A 15,760-nucleotide genomic window follows, 5' to 3' on the forward strand; every position below is an offset into this window, starting at 1 on the left:
GAGGTTGTATGATCTACCCAATGGCGGCCATGGTACTACTAACATTTTACGTCGCCCTGCGTATGTTTAAAGCACGGGTATCGGCCATCAAAAGCGGCCAGGTACCCATAGAACACTTTAGAACTTACGCTACCCCCACCGACCAACTGCCAGCAATGATGGTCTACACCCAGCGCTGTTACAACAATCTGTTGGAAATGCCGATTTTGTTTTACGCGGCTTGCTTAACCGCCATGGTGACTCAGCTAACCGGCACATTAATGCTGGTACTAGCGTGGCTGTACGTGGCTTGCCGCATTGCCCAAGCAACGCTGCACCTGCGCGGCAAAGTGCGCTGGCGTATGCGCTCGTTTTTTGCCAGTGTGGTTTGCCTACTGGCGATGTGGGGGGTATTGGTAGGCGCGGCACTGGCGCGTTAGCACTTTTACCCACCGGGCTTTATTTGGGGGCTGAAAGGCAACACACCCTGGAAGGCGTCGCTCACTTGATTAAACGATAACAAGACGCGAGCTTGCCAATGCTGAACCTGCGCCAATTATTGTATTGGCGCAGAGGATTTACGGCGAACAACCGAGGCTGATGTTATACCGGTATTGAAGGCGGGCTGATTGATCGCAGCCTTTAATGCCTGGAGACAGGCGCTAAAGGTCTCTGTAAAGATTAGCGTTCATTAAAACACCAGCAGCGTGTAGCTGCCCGTTACCCCCTCGGCCCACCTTAAACCATCACGGCTTCACCTTTCCCGTCGACTCTCGCTCCAATATTCGGCAGCTCATAATCGCCGCCGGCATCTGCACCGACTTGCCCTTAAGCTGTTTTAGCAATAGCTCTACCGCCTTTGCCGCCATCTCGGCGATGGGTTGGCGCACTGTGGTAAGGGACGGGTAAATTTGGTGGGCCACAGGAGTATCATCAAAACCGGCTACCGACAGCTCGGCAGGCATGACGATACCCCGGTGGTGCGCCTCGATGATCACGCCGGCGGCCATATCATCATTACTGGCAAAAATAGCACTGGGGCGTTCGGATAATGACAACAGCTGCCGGGCGCAGTCCCGGCCCGAATCAAACGAGTTATAGCCCTGCACGACCAAGCTTTTATCCAGCGTTAAATCATTTTCTTTAAGCGCTGCCACATAACCGGCGTAGCGCTGGGTAACGGCGCGGTGATCGGGGTGGCCGATAATAAAACCGATGTGCTGATGGCCCAGCTCGATCAGCCGACAGGTCATATCGTACGCGGCCTCTTGGTCGTTGGTCTGTACATAGGGGCAGGCTTCTTTGTGCTCGGTAGGCGATAGACGCACAAAAGGTATATCGGCGTTTACCAGTGCTTGCACCAGCTCGGCCATATCCGACAGTGGCGGCGTGAGTATTAAGCCATCCACCCGCCCCTGGCGCACCAGCCCAAGGACCTCGGCTAAAAGCTCAGCGGCATCGCGTTTACAAGGGTGAATCAGTAAATCGTAACCAGAGCGGCGACAGGTGGTTAACGCACCATCTTGAACATCAATCACGTAACTGGCGCTAGGGTTGTCGTACAAGAGCCCCAACACGTAAGAGCGGTTGGCGGCCAACGAGCGGGCCGACTGACTCGGACGATAATCCAGTTCGTCAATAGCCGCCTGAACCTTGTCGCGCGTGCTGCCACGCACGTTAGGCTCTTTATTAACCACCCGCGAGACAGTCTTCATGGAGACGCCGGCAAGCGCGGCGACATCGTCAATGGTTGCTTTGGCCAAAACTCACTCCCACAGTAAAAGCTGCATTCTACCCTATCGCCCCATTCTGCCCTATGGGGCCCTTTCAGCGCCAATGTCGCGCTCTGTTATCAAACCGGCTGACAGCGCTGTCAGTTTGTTTTATAGTAGGCTCGCCTAATAACGGTAACAGCTCTAAAAATCGAGTACCGCAACTAAAATATAGCGACAATAAAGGCACACCTGACGCACATAATTAGGGCCTGCTCCCCCTAATAACGGTAACTGCGTACGCAAACTTAATAACAATCTTCCTTGAGGTGTATTTATGGCAACTGCCCCCCAGAGTGTCGGCGCCAAGACGGTGAACGGCAATACTAACCAGAGCTATACCGGCCCACTGGTTATCATCACCATTTTGTTCTTTATGTGGGGCTTGCTCACAGCGATGAACGACGTGCTAATCCCACACTTAAAAAATGTTTATACCCTAAGTTACACCCAGGCGATGATGGTGCAATTTTGCTTCTTTTTTGCCTATGCGGTGGTATCGCTCCCAGCCGGCTCACTGATTCGTAAAATTGGCTATCAAAACGGCGCGGTTACCGGTCTTGTAATAGCAGGCTTTGGCTGCTTTTTGTTTTACCCAGCCTCTATGAGCACCTACACGGTGTTTTTGATCGCGTTTTTTATTCTCGCCGCCGGTATTACCGTACTGCAAGTGGCCGCCAACCCCTACGTTACCGTACTTGGGCCGGCGCGCACTGCATCGAGCCGCCTTAACCTTACTCAGGCATTTAACTCTCTGGGCACTACCATTGCCCCAGCGCTGGGCGGCCTGTTGATTTTAGCCGCCGCCGGTGAAGCACTGGACCCTTCGGCCATGTCCGAGATGGAGTCTGCGGCCGCCAAAGCCAAAGAAGCGGCTGCCGTGCAAATGCCTTACTTAGTATTAGCCGGCTCGCTAATCGCGCTGGCCATCTTTTTTAAGCTCGCAAAGCTGCCCAAGATTACCCACGACGACGAAACACCTGAGGTTGCTGACGCCGAGCAAGCGCTGGAACACCCCGCCGCAAAAGAGTCTATTTTTAGCAAAACTCATCTAATGCTCGGTGTTGTTGGTCTATTTATGTATGTGGGTGGCGAAGTTGCCATCGGTAGTTTTTTGGTCAACTTTTTAGGCGAGAGCAATATTGCAGGCTTAAAAGAGCACCAAGCCGCCACCTACGTGAGCTTTTATTGGGGTGGCGCGATGATTGGGCGGTTTATCGGTTTTGTGGTAATGCGCCATGTGCAGCCAGGCAAAGTGCTCGCCTTTAACTGCATCGCCGCCATTACCTTAGTGTTGATTGCCGTATTCTTTGAGGGCAAGATTGCCATGTGGTCGATCTTGGCGGTGGGCCTGTGTAACTCCATTATGTTCCCCACCATTTTTAGTATGGCGCTGTACCGTCTGGGTAAATTCACCAGTCAAGGCTCTGGCCTGCTGTGTGTGGCGATTGTTGGCGGGGCGATTATCCCGCTGTTGCAGGGTGTACTGGCCGACACTATCGGTATTCAACTGTCGTTTTTACTGCCAGCGTTGTGCTATGTCTACATTATGTTTTTTGGTTTTAAATACGCCAATCTCTACAAGGACATGTAAGCACAACAGCCAGTACCTTACCCTACTCAGCTATAAAAAAGCCCGGCGATATTCACCGGGCTTTTTTTATAGGTATCGATCAATAAACTTATAACGTCCGGGCCCGGCCTGCCAAGGTGCGAGCGCGCTTAATTAAGGTGGTACGGTCAGTATTGGGGGCGGCGCGATCGCACACCCACACCACTTGCCAGGCCAACGCTTGCCCCGGCATTAAGGTGGTTAAAAAGCCTTGCTGTTCCAGCTCGATATAAGTGTTTTCACCGTTGGCGTAGACTTCAATCTCACCTTCGCCCGGCGCCATTAACTGTGACGGCACATCATCAAACACTTTAACCAGCAACCAGTCGTTATTGTGATACGCCAACCACCCCTCTTCACCATCGGTCATCAATTTGTGATTATCGGGCCCAATGCCGTTTGCCGGGTAATCAAACCAACTAATGTTGTCTACGGCGGTTAACGGTAAAGATGCAAACTGCCCCTTTACCGGTTCCGTCTCACCGGTGGGAAAAAACACCGCGCCAGCGGCCGGCAAACGAGTAATCTCCCAGGGCGCCAAAGTAACCGCTTGATCGGCGTGATTGGTAATGCGGTAAGTGGCCACCAAGGTATTGGCAATATCCCCTAAGCGGTAGTGTTTGGTAAAAGAAACCTTAAGTTCGGGATCTATCTCACTGCTTAAACGCACACCGGTCTCGGTCACCGACACCTGATAGGGTTTAGAGTCGAGCGTCGCAGGCGGTGGCCAGCCCCACGATTGCTGTGGACTGGGCCAAAGCACGCTGCCCCAATTATTGCCTTTTGCCTCGCGCTGGGTAATAAGCCGCTCTTTTCCGGCAAAACGCAATGAGCTAATACGCCCACCAGCGGCCGGGTTAATATTGAGCGTCAGGTCGCCCCGGCGAAACTTAATGCTGTTAGGGCTAAGCGTTACGTAATCGGGGGGTGTAACGGCCTGCCCCGCGGAGGGCGATGTAGCCGAACTCGGCGCCGGACCACAACCGACAATCATAATTACGACGATGATAAGCGGACACAGGCGCATGGTGCTTCCTTTATCGTTAAGTTCTCAGACGTTAAATCAGTTTTTAACATGGCATGAAGATACTGGCTAATAAACACGAAACACTTCATGCCCAGCCATCTACGCAGTAGCACCCCCTGCACCCGGCCAAGTGCAGGTTTATTTTAAGGGGTTAGCAAATAGGACATTTGCGCAAGTATCGTCAGGGCGAGGCGTCTAGGTGCGTTTTTCGTCGCATTACAAAATGGGACGCGCTCGCCCGGCGGCTGAAGGCAAACAAACAACCGCACAACTGTAAATCGTTTGACCACCGCATTTTGGCAGTAAAATTTTATTCCGATAAAATGCCTTTAATACAACAAGGTAAACAGCTTACGCTGATACTCCACCGCCAGCGGGTCGCCTTTGCCTAAAGTGGCAAGAATATCGGTGATGGCTTTGCGCGCGGCGCCATCGTTAAAGCTGCGATCGCGTTTAAAAATATCGAGTAATAACTCTAACGCTTGGCGGTGTTGACCCTCAGCGTTAAGTTGCACGGCGTAGGCATAGGCGGTGTTTAAATCGTCGGGGTTTTGCTCGTGTTGCTCAGCTAATTTTTCCAGCTCGGGCGAGCCAGCCGATTGTTTTTTCAGCTCAAGCATGGCCGTCGCTTGCTGATAGACATCGTCCTGCTCGGCGAGCTTAACATTTGCTAATAAAGCCTCGGCCTCTTCTAAACGATTTAGCTCGGCGTAACATAGCGCCGTCAGCGAGGCGATTTGCGGCAACTGGTTTGACTCCTCTAACGCTTGACGCAACAGTGGTAGCGCTTCTTTGTAGCTTGCCTCATCGAGGTAAGCGCGCGCTTGGCCCAGGGTGGCCTCCCAAGCTTTAGGCAAATACTTATCCAACATCTCGCGTATCTGGCTTTCGGATTGCGCGCCAGCAAAACCATCGACCGGTTGCCCATCTTTAATCAGCATGACCGTAGGCACGCTGCGCACACCAAACTGCGAGGCGAGCATCTGCTGATCGTCGGCATTGATTTTGGCCAGCACTAGGTCGCCTGGGTACTCGCCGGCAATTTTTTCCAGTAGTGGTACCAGTGTTTTACAGGGCTCGCTCCACTCGGCCCAAAAATCGACCATAACCAGTGTGTTAAACGAGGCATCAATCACCTGTTGCTGAGCGTTTTCTGCGGTAACGTTTACGATATTCATAGTCGGGTTTTTACTTACGTTTAAATAATTAAGACAACTCGCTAAGCGGCGTCACATTAACCGAGTGTTGGTCGCTGCTGATAAAAGCACTGCCCTCAGAAATACACACCGACAGTGTCATATTTTTGGCCGCGAGTGCGCCCAACTCGGTGATTTCGCTCTCGGTTAAGTGTCGCACCGTTAAGTGCTGAAACTTAGCAAACTCGGCGGCATTGGCTTGCCACCACTGATCGCGACCACGGCCACTGGTGAATATTTGCTGCGCGCCCGAGCGCGAGCGGCCTTTTTTAACGCGATCGAGGCTCGGCTGACCCACCTCGATCCACTGGTGAATCACCCCGGCAGGGTCAACTTCCCACAAATCGGGTTCGTCGTCAGTCGAGAGGCCTTTGCCAAACGTTAAATCGTCCGAAGCGTTAAAACAGTAGGCCAACAAGCGGATCATCATGCGTTCTTCAGTCTCGGACGGATGGCGCGCCAGAGTCAATTTAGTATCAAGGTAAACATGTCGGTCGGTATCCGACAGATTTAAATTGACTTTATACACACTGGCGCCTAGTGCCATAACCTACTCCGGACGCATGTGCGGGAACAACAACACATCGCGAATAGTGGAAGCGTTAGCAAACAACATCACAAGGCGATCGATACCAATACCCTGCCCTGCGGTAGGCGGCAAGCCATACTCCAAGGCGCGAATATAATCAGCATCATAGTGCATGGCCTCTATGTCGCCAGCGTCTTTTTCAGCCACTTGCGCCTTGAAGCGCTCCGCTTGGTCTTCGGCATCGTTTAGCTCGCTAAAGCCATTGGCAACTTCGCGGCCACCAATAAAAAATTCAAACCGTTCGGTGACAAACTCGTCATCGTCCAAGCGCCGCGCCAGGGGCGATACCTCGGTGGGGTACTCAGTGATAAACGTTGGCTGATCCAGCAGATGCTCGACGGTTGCTTCAAAGATTTCGATTTGCACTTTGCCCAAACCATAGCTGTCTTTGAGTGGCACCTTGAGTTGTTTAGCCACGGCGCGAGCCGACTCCAAGTCGCTGATATCGGCAGCGGTTAAATCTGGGTTGTACTTCAAGATCGAGTCGAACACGCTCATACGCGCAAAAGGCTTGGCAAAATCGTACTCGCTGTCTTGGTATACAACGGTGGTGCTGCCCATTAAGGTTTGGCACAGCTTACGCAGCATATCTTCCGTCAAGTTCATCAGGTCATGGTAATCGGCGTAGGCCTGATAAAACTCCAGCATGGTGAACTCGGGGTTGTGCCGGGTCGAGACACCTTCGTTGCGGAAGTTGCGGTTGATCTCGTAAACCCGCTCAAAGCCGCCCACCACCAAACGCTTAAGGTACAGCTCGGGGGCGATGCGCAGATACATATCAATATCCAGCGCATTGTGATGAGTAACAAACGGTCGTGCGGTGGCCCCACCGGGGATCACTTGCAGCATCGGCGTTTCGACTTCCATAAAGTCTTTGCCGTCTAAGTAGTTGCGAATAAAGCTAATACACTTAGAGCGCAAACGGAAGGTGTCGCGCACCTCGGGATTCATAATTAAATCCACGTAACGCTGGCGATAGCGCGTCTCTTGGTCAGCCAAGCCGTGGTATTTTTCCGGCAGCGGGCGCAATGATTTCGTCAGTAGCGTCCACTCGGTTAAATTCACGTACAAATCACCTTTACCCGATTTATGTATCGGGCCGGTGCCGCCGACAATATCGCCAACATCCCACTGGCCATCGCTGGCTTTAATAGCTTTTTGTACGTCTTTATGGGCGTAAAACTGAATCGAACCCACGGCGTCTTGAATCAACATAAAGGGGCCGCGCTTAGCCATAATACGGCCGGCAACGGTGACCTGATGGTCCAGCTCTTCTAGCTCTTCTTTGCCCTTGTCGCCAAATGCTGCCTGTAAATCGACACTGTTGTCGGTACGGCGAAACTTATTAGGAAACGGATTGCCGCGCTCGCGAATGGCGGCGAGTTTAGCGCGGCGCTCGGTAATCAGCTTGTTTTCGTCTTGACTGTTTGCTTGGGTGTTTTCGTTGCTCATAGGGGCACCATCAATAAAGGTGTAAATTCGATTAAAGTCCGGCCTTAAGGCTCGCCTCAATAAACTGATCCAGCGATCCGTCCAACACACTTTGACAGTTGCTGGTTTGCACGCTGGTGCGCAAGTCTTTAATGCGCTGATCATCCAACACATAAGAGCGAATCTGACTGCCCCAACCGATATCCGATTTGGTGTCTTCCAGCGCTTGTTTATCGGCGTTGCGTTTTTGCATCTCTAGCTCGTACAACTTAGCACGCAGCATCTTCCAGGCTTTATCGCGGTTGGCGTGTTGCGAGCGCTCGCTTTGGCACTGCACGACCACATTAGTTGGCTCGTGGGTTAAACGCACCGCCGAGTCGGTTTTGTTAATGTGCTGACCACCGGCGCCCGAAGCGCGGTAGGTGTCAGTGCGAACATCGGAGGGGTTAATATCGATTTCGATATCGTCGTCGATCTCGGGCGAGACAAACACCGAACAGAACGACGTGTGGCGACGGTTGCCAGAGTCGAACGGGGATTTGCGCACGAGACGGTGTACACCTGTCTCGGTGCGTAACCAGCCAAAAGCGTATTCGCCCTCAAAGCGGATGGTGGCGCTTTTTATGCCCGCCACATCACCGGCCGAGGCCTCTTCTAAGGTCACTTTAAAGCCCTTGGCCTCGCCCCAACGCAGGTACATGCGCAGCACCATCTCGGCCCAATCTTGCGCCTCAGTGCCGCCCGAGCCAGACTGAATATCCAAGTACGCGCTGTTTTCGTCCATCTCACCCGAGAACATACGGCGAAACTCAAGCTTTTGCAGCTGCTGATCGAGCGCCTCGATCTCCTCGATCACCTCGTTCAGGCTGTCCTCGTCGTCTTCTTCCTTGGCCATGCTCAACAGCTCTTCACCGTCGGCGACACCCGCATCCAAGTCGTCGATGGTTTTTACCACGGCCTCAAGGGATGAGCGCTCTTTACCCAGCGCTTGGGCCCGTTCGGGCTCGTTCCAAACGTCTGGCTCGCCAAGCTCTAGCTCGACTTCGGTTAAGCGCTCTTTTTTGGTGTCGTAGTCAAAGATACCCCCTAAGCACGTCGGTACGCGCTTTAAGGTCTTTTAATGCGGTGAGATGCGGATTAATTTCCATGGATAAATACTGCCTAATATTGCTGTCTAAAAGGCGCGCATTCTACCCTAAAAACCCCGCGCGCACTATCGCCGGGACGAATCTAGGCTCCGCCCCAGAGGTTCATAATCACCGCCACCAGCAACACTTGCGGCAGTACCACCAGGGGTAAAAACAACGCGGTTTTCCACGATTTCATGGTGTCTTTGATCACCATAATTTCGGTGTAGTCGGTAGCCACCCCGGCCATCAAAAACATAAAACTGTTGCCCGGTGCGCGAGCGCGGTTCATTAGATCGGCGGCGATGGGGGTTGAGCCCTCAGAGCACACCTCAATAATCGTGGCCGCTACCATGGTTAGCAGCAGACCAACAATAGATGGGCCAAACCACTGCTGAAACATATCCACCGAGACAAACGCCCTTATGGCCGCGGCCAAAAGCACACCAAACAGCAACCAGCGCACCACCATACGCGAGCCTTTTACGCCCTCAAGCAGTACCCTGCCCCAAGCGCTGGGGTGCCAGTTAATACTGCGCCCTAAATCGCGTAACTGTGACTTAAGCGGCGCGCTGGGCTCGTTGCCCTGAGCTTGCTCTGCCGGGTTTTCATCTAAGCGCCGGCGTTTTACTAAAGCGTCAAACACCAGCCCGGCAATAACGCCAATCACCATAGATACGGCAATAAACAGCAATGTCCAACCGGGGCCGATCAAGGCAAACATAATGATAGTGAGCGATAGCGAGTTCCAGGGGCTGGCGATTAAAAAGGCCATCACCTGCCCAAGACTCGCGCCTTTTTGGTAGAGCTTCATGCCTACCATCAAAATACCGTGACTGCATAAATCGAGCAGTACGCCCGCTGCCGTAGCCCGTACAATACCGGTGACAGTACCGCCACGCCCCAACAGCGAGACAACCAGCTGCTGCGGCACATAGTGCAGCAACCCGACAAATAAAATACCAAACAACACCCCCCACCACATGGTATTTAACAGCTCAAAGACACCGTGGCTAAAGTGCTCAAACCACTGTGGGCCGGCAAAGCCCAGGGCATAGGCGCCATAAAACAGCACGCACAACACCAGCGACCCCCACAGTAAGTAATCGATTTTGCGCTTGGATGCGCCGGCGCAATGATCGCCCGTGTTTTGCTCATCGTTTTTCGGTGTTTCTGGTCCGCAGCAGCTACTCATGGGAATCCTCCAGCAGGGTGAAAGTCATCGGGCGCTCGCTCTCGCTCAAATCACTTAAAATCGCGCATTGCGGTTTTTCATCACCGGTACAGCGGTGGGCCAACTCCTCTAGGGTGTTGCGCATCCGGGTGAGATTATCGAGTTGCCTATCCAGCTGAGCAATTTTGTGCTGTACCGCGCGCTTTACATCTTTACTGTGGCGCTTCTGGTCGTCAAACAACGCTAACAACTCGGCGCACTCTTGCAGTGAAAAGCCAACACTGCGGGCGCGCGACAACAGTGTCAGACGCCGAATACAGGCGCGGTCATAATGGCGGTAACCATTCGCCTGGCGCTGCGCTTGCAACAGCCCCTGGGATTCGTAATAACGAATCGATTTAGCCGAAAGCCCGGTAGCCTCAGCGGCTTGCCCAATATTCATGTAACACCTCCGCGCATGCCATTAAGCGATTAACCACACCTTAAACCTTACCCCAAGGTTAAGGTCAACCAGAATTTTCCTTATCAATTTGCGATTGACTCGTCAGAATTGTCTAAAAAATGTGTATAGACTGCCCAACTTAACGTCAAGGCAGACAAGAACTTAACTTAACCCACAACAATAAAATCATTTATTTTCAGCACGTTAAGAAACACTCTTGACAACAAACGTGAAACATTGACAATGAACGGTGAGATAATGATTGAGAGCTGGGAAGAATCGATGGAATATTTGGATACATCACACCCAGAGTGGGCGAGAATGTGGGACGAGCTGGCGTACTACCCCATGAACGACGGCGACCACCTGTGTATCAACGGCAGCGACTGCTGGGAATACATGGGCTCTAGTGCCGACCACCACCACTTGCGTCACGCCAACCACCCGGCGACTAACAGTGCCGAATATTTCTATATTGAGCGCCCCCGGGCGGCCGTCGGCTGGGCGTAAACCTACTTTGCGAGCGGTGCCGCTTAGCACCGCCCCGCTATTAGCCTTAAACCCCCATATTTTTCAGAGCATTTACAATTTGCCCCAGTACCGCCGAAACTTGCGGATGCTCTTCTTCATACTCACCCAACATAGCCTCTAATGTCTCTATCGGGCGAGGATCTGCCACATCATCGCTACCGCGCGCGTGAGTGTGCCGATCCAGCTCACTCATCAAGCGCTTTTGCGCATCACTTTCACGATCGTCGGCAAATAATTCATGCAATCGGCCAATAAGCTGGTCGAGCTGCTGGCCCGGTTCTGGTTGCGCCATACATCACCTCTTAGCAAAAAATAGTACACCACACCTGCGTCTAACAGCAGGGTATGGTATAAACTGACCCCTAATATAACTGCCACAGACAGAGCGCGTCCAGAAACGCTTTACCAGAATAAGACGCAATAATACAAAAACGTACTGATGGCACAATGAGTCTGACCATAAACCCAAGCATTGCCTGCACAGTTTAGGAGACGTTTAGGTGGAAACACCTATAAACATACAAACCACGCCCCGCAGAATACGACAGTTGCTAAACTCACAGTTTGGGCGCTTTGCAATGGTTGGTGCAGCGGCTACCGGATTCCAGTACCTGTTACTGATCCTGCTAGCCGAGCTGACCCCGCTTAACACCGTTGCCTGCTCAGCACTGGCGTTTACGATATCGGCACTTTTTAACTATCTGGCCAATTATTACCTAACGTTTCAATCCGACAAGTGCCACCTTGAAACATTAAGTCGGTTTACAGTTACCGCAATCATCGGGTTGTGCATTAATACCTTGGTGTTTTATTGCGCCGAACTGATTATGCCGCACTATTTGCTGTCGCAATGCGTGGCGACAGTCATTACGTTAATAAGCAACTTTTTGCTGCACAAATACTGGATTTATAAATAGCCTTATGTCTGACAAAACCCTTGCCATAGTCGCGCCTTGTTATAACGAGCAAGAAATGCTGCCCACCAGTATTCCCGTGCTGCTGCAAACGCTGGATACACTTATTAACGCCGAAAAAGTCAGTCCAGCCTCGCGACTGTACTTTGTCGATGACGGCAGCCGCGACAATACCTGGCAACAATTGGCTGATGCCAGCAAAGCCCACCCAGGGCGAATTGTGGCGATCCGTCTGTCTCGCAACAAAGGCCATCAAAATGCGCTACTGGCTGGGCTTGCCAGCACCTCTGAGGATATGGTGGTCAGTATCGACGCCGACTTGCAAGACGACCCGGTTAACATCGAAAAAATGGTTGACGCCTATCACAACGGCAGCGAAGTTGTTTACGGCGTGCGCGCCGCACGGGACACAGACACAAAATTTAAACGTCTGACCGCCGAAGGTTATTACCACGTCATGAAAAAGCTCGGCGTCGACTTAGTGTTTAACCACGCCGACTTTCGCTTAATGAGCCGCCGCGCACTAAACGCATTGCTGGAATACCCCGAGAGCCAGCTATTTTTGCGGGGCATGGTACGCGAAGTAGGGTTTGCATCCTCTGTGGTTGAGTACGACCGGCAAAGCCGCGCCGCCGGCGAAAGCAAATACCCGCTGCGCAAAATGTTATCGCTGGCTTGGCACGGTATTTCAAGCTTTTCTACCGCACCGCTGCGGGCTATTACTTTACTCGGCATTACCGCCAGCGCGCTGTCGTTGATAACGTTGCTCTGGGTGCTCGCCACCCGCTTATTAACCGATAACGCCATCCCTGGCTGGACGTCTATTCTTTTGCCACTGCTGTTTATCGGCAGCGTACAACTACTGAGCCTTGGGGTCATTGGCGAGTACTTGGCAAAACTTTATACCGAAATAAAAAAACGCCCGCGCTACCATATCAGTGAGCGACTATCGAACCAGGCGGACGAGCACTAAACAGCAGCAGTAACAACGTCATTATGGCAGCCTTTCGGCCATAACGATGCAGCGCAACGTAACAGATATAGTTAGTAACAGCCAACGCGGTGGCCACGCACCTATCAGCGCCCCCGTTGCGCCCACATGGAGTGTTAGTAATGGCAAAACTGGAATGTCAGTTCTTTCCCGAAACCCCTGCCCTATGGCGCTGCCCCCGGTGCAGCACACTATACGGGGAACGCTGCATTCCAGCCGGTCACAGCACACACTGGGGTCGCCATGATCCGGCGTGCATCCGCTGCACCCACTCTCTGACTTACTTAGGCAACGCCACCGATGCCAAACCATTTTGGCAACAACTGCCCCACTTTTTTGCCTACCCGCTACAATCGCAAACCCTGCTGGTGCTTGGGCTGTTGACGCTGCTCAACACTTTTATCAATGACGGTTTAATCGGTTTAGTCGCCGGCTTATTCAGTCTAGCGGTTTTGATAAAATATGGTTTCGCCATCATCAATGAGCGCGGCCAAGGTAAGTGCACAGCCCCCACGCTTGGCCAAGTTCTTACCGGCGATTCTGAGCATTTATTTTTGCGACAAATGGTTTTAATCATTGCCATGGGTGCTGCGATAACCTTTGCCAGCGGTATTGCCCCAAGCTTTGGTTTACTCGTGATGGGGTTTTTAACACTCGCCATGCCGGCCAGTATTATGGTTCTGGCAGTCGAAAAGTCGGTACGTCGCGCACTCAATCCAATGGCGTTGATCTCATTAATGCTGACTATCGGCTGGCCCTATTTACTGCTTTGGCTCTGCTCGCAAGCTATTACCATTGGACCATATATTCTGGCCGACTTTATTGTAGGCAATAACGCCGACCGTGCGCCGCCGGGCATGCCCACCTTAATGTTTATTAATTTTTTAATATCTTATTTCAGCATCATGCTTTACACCATGCTCGGCTATGTATTGTTTGAATACCAACACGAACTGGGCTACCGCACAGATATAGAAGATGACCAAGCGCTAAGCGAAACGGATTTTATCAAAGCCCGCGCCTTGGGCGAGGTAGCGGTACTCATCAGCGATCAAAAATATAATGATGCGCGCCAAAGCTTACGCCGCGCCCTCGACGCAGTGCACGATGACCTTGAGTTACACAATCGCTACCACAAACTGCTTATGTTGCTCGACGATAACACAGCCTTGGCCAATCACGCCGACTATTTAGTGGAGTTACATATGGCTCAGCACCAAACCGCGCGGGCAGTCGGCGTCGTGTTGGACGTGCAGACCCGGCTTGCGAGTTTTAAGCTTGGCAAAAGCAGTACCGCTCTGGCCCTGGCGCAATTAATGGTAGAGCAAGGTTACTACCGCAATGGGATTCGGTTGCTGCACAATTTTCACGCCCAGTACCCCAACGATCGGCATTTACCCGCCGCATACCTATTGGCCGCTACAACATTGATAGAGCACTTGGGCGATGACAAAACCGGCCGCAATATCGCTCGCTACACGCTAAAAAAGCACCCCAACTGCAAAGAGCATATCGCGCTAGAGAAACTGCTTAACATAAGTGTTTAATGGCCTGCCGCGTCATGTATTCAAGCTAGCGTCTGCGTTTTAGTCTGGGCACTATTAACAAGCTCAATCAAGGGTTCGGTTAGCCGCACTTCTTTTTGTTGTGCCCACGCAGCGTAGGTGGTGGCCTGCTTTTTCTGATTGAGCTGCAAAAACCGTTGCGCCAATGCCAGGCAAAGTTTGCCGGTCAATGCTGGCGCTTTAGGCGCTAAGATGCGGTACTGCGTTACCATCTCATCAACCGTTGTTGCCCAGCTCATATCGACACGGGGCAATTGCACAAACTGTTTAAGTGCGGCGAACGTCACCTCGTGAAATACCCGCTCCGAGGGTTGATTTTTGTAGAGGTTAAACTGCAAGTGCCAGGGCCGTGGATCATTACCATAGTGCTCGCACAACACCCGCACCCGCGAGCGCGCTCGGTTAAAATCAAGATTGGCCGCCAGGGCCTGCACTTGCAAAAGCTGCTGCTCCAAACGTGCCCCCTGATCCGCCTGCTGCTCTTTTTTGGCAAACTCGCGCCGACTCACCGGCAGCGCCAACATCACGGCAAAACCCGCCAGCAGGCCACCAATGTGAGCCCAGTAGGCAGTGTTAGAGTCGACAAAAAAGTGGCCGTATAGCTCTTTGGCAATCCACACCGGAAACACCCACAGTGCTGGCGCGACAAACTCGCCAAAATAAAACAGCGCACTGTAAAAAAAACGAATTTTACGCAGCCGATACAGCGCCAAATACATGCCCATTAAACCCGATATCGCCCCCGACGCACCGACCAACGGCACCAGTGAGTCAGGGCTAATCGCAATAAACAAAGCATCTGCGGCAATCCCGCTAAGCAGGTATCCCGCCAGGTAGCGAACGGTCCCAAGAGCACGCTCTAGGGTAAAGCCAAACAAAAATAAAAACACCATATTGCCCAGCAAGTGCCCCCAGCCACCATGCAAAAACATACTGGAAATAAACGTGAATGGTCGTGCTTGAGCGGGAATCAAACCCGCCTGTAGGCTGCTGATGCGGTCGCGCTGCTGCTCAAAGGTGCGGCGCCCATCGCGCCACTGATTAAGGTTTGGAATACGCGAGCTTTGGTCGACCCACACCTCGCGTAGGTAGTGGTCAAATTGCAAATCAAACATGGCGTGAGTTAAAGGCGAGCCATTGCGATGCTGGGCATCCCAGTGAGCTACGTCCTCGGGGTGATAAGCTTGCAGGTAATCGCGGTAATAAGGGCGCTCGATATCATCGAGCTGGTGGCTGTGGTACGTGTCGGCGGCCAACGCTAACTTGGCGTCGTCATTACCTTGATAAAACAAAAAAACAAACACATTGAGCGCGATTAACGCCAAGGTAATAAGCGGTGGACGCGACCAATCGGGCTTGTCCTGAATCGGAATAATTAACATACCAACGTCCCTGTCAGCTTGCCGGCCA

16 protein-coding genes are annotated in these 15,760 nt (G+C 52.3%); 6 read left to right on the forward strand and 10 right to left on the reverse strand.

All coding sequences use genetic code 11. From position 1 onward, the window contains the following. The first annotated feature begins 8 nt into the window (after window positions 1–8). Window positions 9–419, forward strand: coding sequence for an MAPEG family protein (locus ACGHAD_RS12475; protein WP_339617279.1), 411 nt, complete (start codon window positions 9–11; stop codon window positions 417–419). A 306-nt stretch (window positions 420–725) separates the two neighbouring features. Here ACGHAD_RS12475 and ACGHAD_RS12480 read toward each other — a convergent pair whose 3' ends face one another. Then, complete coding sequence (locus ACGHAD_RS12480) at window positions 726–1,742, reverse strand: LacI family DNA-binding transcriptional regulator (protein WP_339617280.1); 1,017 nt, start codon at window positions 1,740–1,742, stop codon at window positions 726–728. Window positions 1,743–2,028: 286 nt separating this feature from the next. Here ACGHAD_RS12480 and fucP point away from each other — a divergent pair, with 286 nt between their 5' ends. Further along, a complete protein-coding gene (gene fucP, locus ACGHAD_RS12485; RefSeq protein ID WP_339617281.1) occupies window positions 2,029–3,345 on the forward strand; it encodes an L-fucose:H+ symporter permease in 1,317 nt (438 codons plus the stop codon). An 88-nt stretch (window positions 3,346–3,433) separates the two neighbouring features. On the opposite strand, the gene ACGHAD_RS12490 is transcribed toward fucP, so the two are convergent. The 7 genes from ACGHAD_RS12490 to cueR form a co-directional block, all read right to left on the reverse strand. Further along, window positions 3,434–4,390: a DUF4380 domain-containing protein gene (locus tag ACGHAD_RS12490; protein ID WP_382418484.1), complete on the reverse strand. Its 957-nt coding sequence runs from the start codon at window positions 4,388–4,390 to the stop codon at window positions 3,434–3,436. A gap of 329 nt (window positions 4,391–4,719) precedes the next feature. Beyond that, the gene (gene trxA, locus ACGHAD_RS12495; RefSeq protein WP_382418482.1) at window positions 4,720–5,568 is read right to left on the reverse strand and encodes a thioredoxin; all 849 of its coding nucleotides are present in this window, start codon (window positions 5,566–5,568) and stop codon (window positions 4,720–4,722) included. A gap of 28 nt (window positions 5,569–5,596) precedes the next feature. Then, the gene (locus ACGHAD_RS12500) at window positions 5,597–6,133 is read right to left on the reverse strand and encodes a YaeQ family protein (protein ID WP_382418480.1); all 537 of its coding nucleotides are present in this window, start codon (window positions 6,131–6,133) and stop codon (window positions 5,597–5,599) included. Window positions 6,134–6,136: 3 nt separating this feature from the next. Further along, complete coding sequence (gene lysS / locus ACGHAD_RS12505; protein ID WP_339617287.1) at window positions 6,137–7,627, reverse strand: lysine--tRNA ligase; 1,491 nt, start codon at window positions 7,625–7,627, stop codon at window positions 6,137–6,139. A gap of 31 nt (window positions 7,628–7,658) precedes the next feature. After that, window positions 7,659–8,754 (reverse strand): peptide chain release factor 2 gene (gene prfB, locus ACGHAD_RS12510; RefSeq protein ID WP_339617288.1). Its coding sequence is split into 2 segments (ribosomal slippage): window positions 7,659–8,681 and window positions 8,683–8,754, totalling 1,095 coding nucleotides; the frame shifts between segments, so codons are not numbered across the junction. Between the two features lie 82 nt (window positions 8,755–8,836). After that, entirely contained in the window at window positions 8,837–9,928 is a 1,092-nt protein-coding gene (locus tag ACGHAD_RS12515; protein WP_382418477.1) for a permease, read from the reverse strand. Then, on the reverse strand, window positions 9,921–10,349 hold the full coding sequence (gene cueR / locus ACGHAD_RS12520; RefSeq protein WP_382418475.1) for a Cu(I)-responsive transcriptional regulator: 429 nt from the start codon (window positions 10,347–10,349) through the stop codon (window positions 9,921–9,923). Before cueR ends, ACGHAD_RS12515 begins: the two co-directional genes overlap by 8 nt. 258 nt (window positions 10,350–10,607) lie before the next feature. Between cueR and ACGHAD_RS12525 the strand changes: the two genes are divergently transcribed. Continuing rightward, window positions 10,608–10,859, forward strand: coding sequence for a 4-diphosphocytidyl-2C-methyl-D-erythritol kinase (locus tag ACGHAD_RS12525; protein ID WP_339617292.1), 252 nt, complete (start codon window positions 10,608–10,610; stop codon window positions 10,857–10,859). A 46-nt stretch (window positions 10,860–10,905) separates the two neighbouring features. Here ACGHAD_RS12525 and ACGHAD_RS12530 read toward each other — a convergent pair whose 3' ends face one another. Beyond that, entirely contained in the window at window positions 10,906–11,172 is a 267-nt protein-coding gene (locus tag ACGHAD_RS12530; RefSeq protein ID WP_339617293.1) for a DUF4404 family protein, read from the reverse strand. A 208-nt stretch (window positions 11,173–11,380) separates the two neighbouring features. Here ACGHAD_RS12530 and ACGHAD_RS12535 point away from each other — a divergent pair, with 208 nt between their 5' ends. The 3 genes from ACGHAD_RS12535 to ACGHAD_RS12545 all read left to right on the forward strand — a co-directional run bounded on the left by ACGHAD_RS12535 (window position 11,381) and on the right by ACGHAD_RS12545 (window position 14,332). After that, window positions 11,381–11,797, forward strand: a complete 417-nt coding sequence (locus tag ACGHAD_RS12535; protein WP_382418472.1) for a GtrA family protein — start codon at window positions 11,381–11,383, stop codon at window positions 11,795–11,797. A gap of 4 nt (window positions 11,798–11,801) precedes the next feature. Beyond that, window positions 11,802–12,767: a glycosyltransferase family 2 protein gene (locus ACGHAD_RS12540; protein WP_382418470.1), complete on the forward strand. Its 966-nt coding sequence runs from the start codon at window positions 11,802–11,804 to the stop codon at window positions 12,765–12,767. 140 nt (window positions 12,768–12,907) lie between these two features. Beyond that, window positions 12,908–14,332, forward strand: coding sequence for a DUF4013 domain-containing protein (locus tag ACGHAD_RS12545; RefSeq protein WP_339617298.1), 1,425 nt, complete (start codon window positions 12,908–12,910; stop codon window positions 14,330–14,332). A gap of 20 nt (window positions 14,333–14,352) precedes the next feature. Here the strand turns inward: ACGHAD_RS12545 and ACGHAD_RS12550 are convergent, their stop codons facing one another. Next, window positions 14,353–15,732, reverse strand: coding sequence for a rhomboid family intramembrane serine protease (locus ACGHAD_RS12550; protein ID WP_382418468.1), 1,380 nt, complete (start codon window positions 15,730–15,732; stop codon window positions 14,353–14,355). Window positions 15,733–15,760 lie beyond the last annotated feature (28 nt).

This window comes from Gilvimarinus japonicus, assembly GCF_042847215.1.
GTDB lineage: Bacteria > Pseudomonadota > Gammaproteobacteria > Pseudomonadales > Cellvibrionaceae > Gilvimarinus > Gilvimarinus japonicus.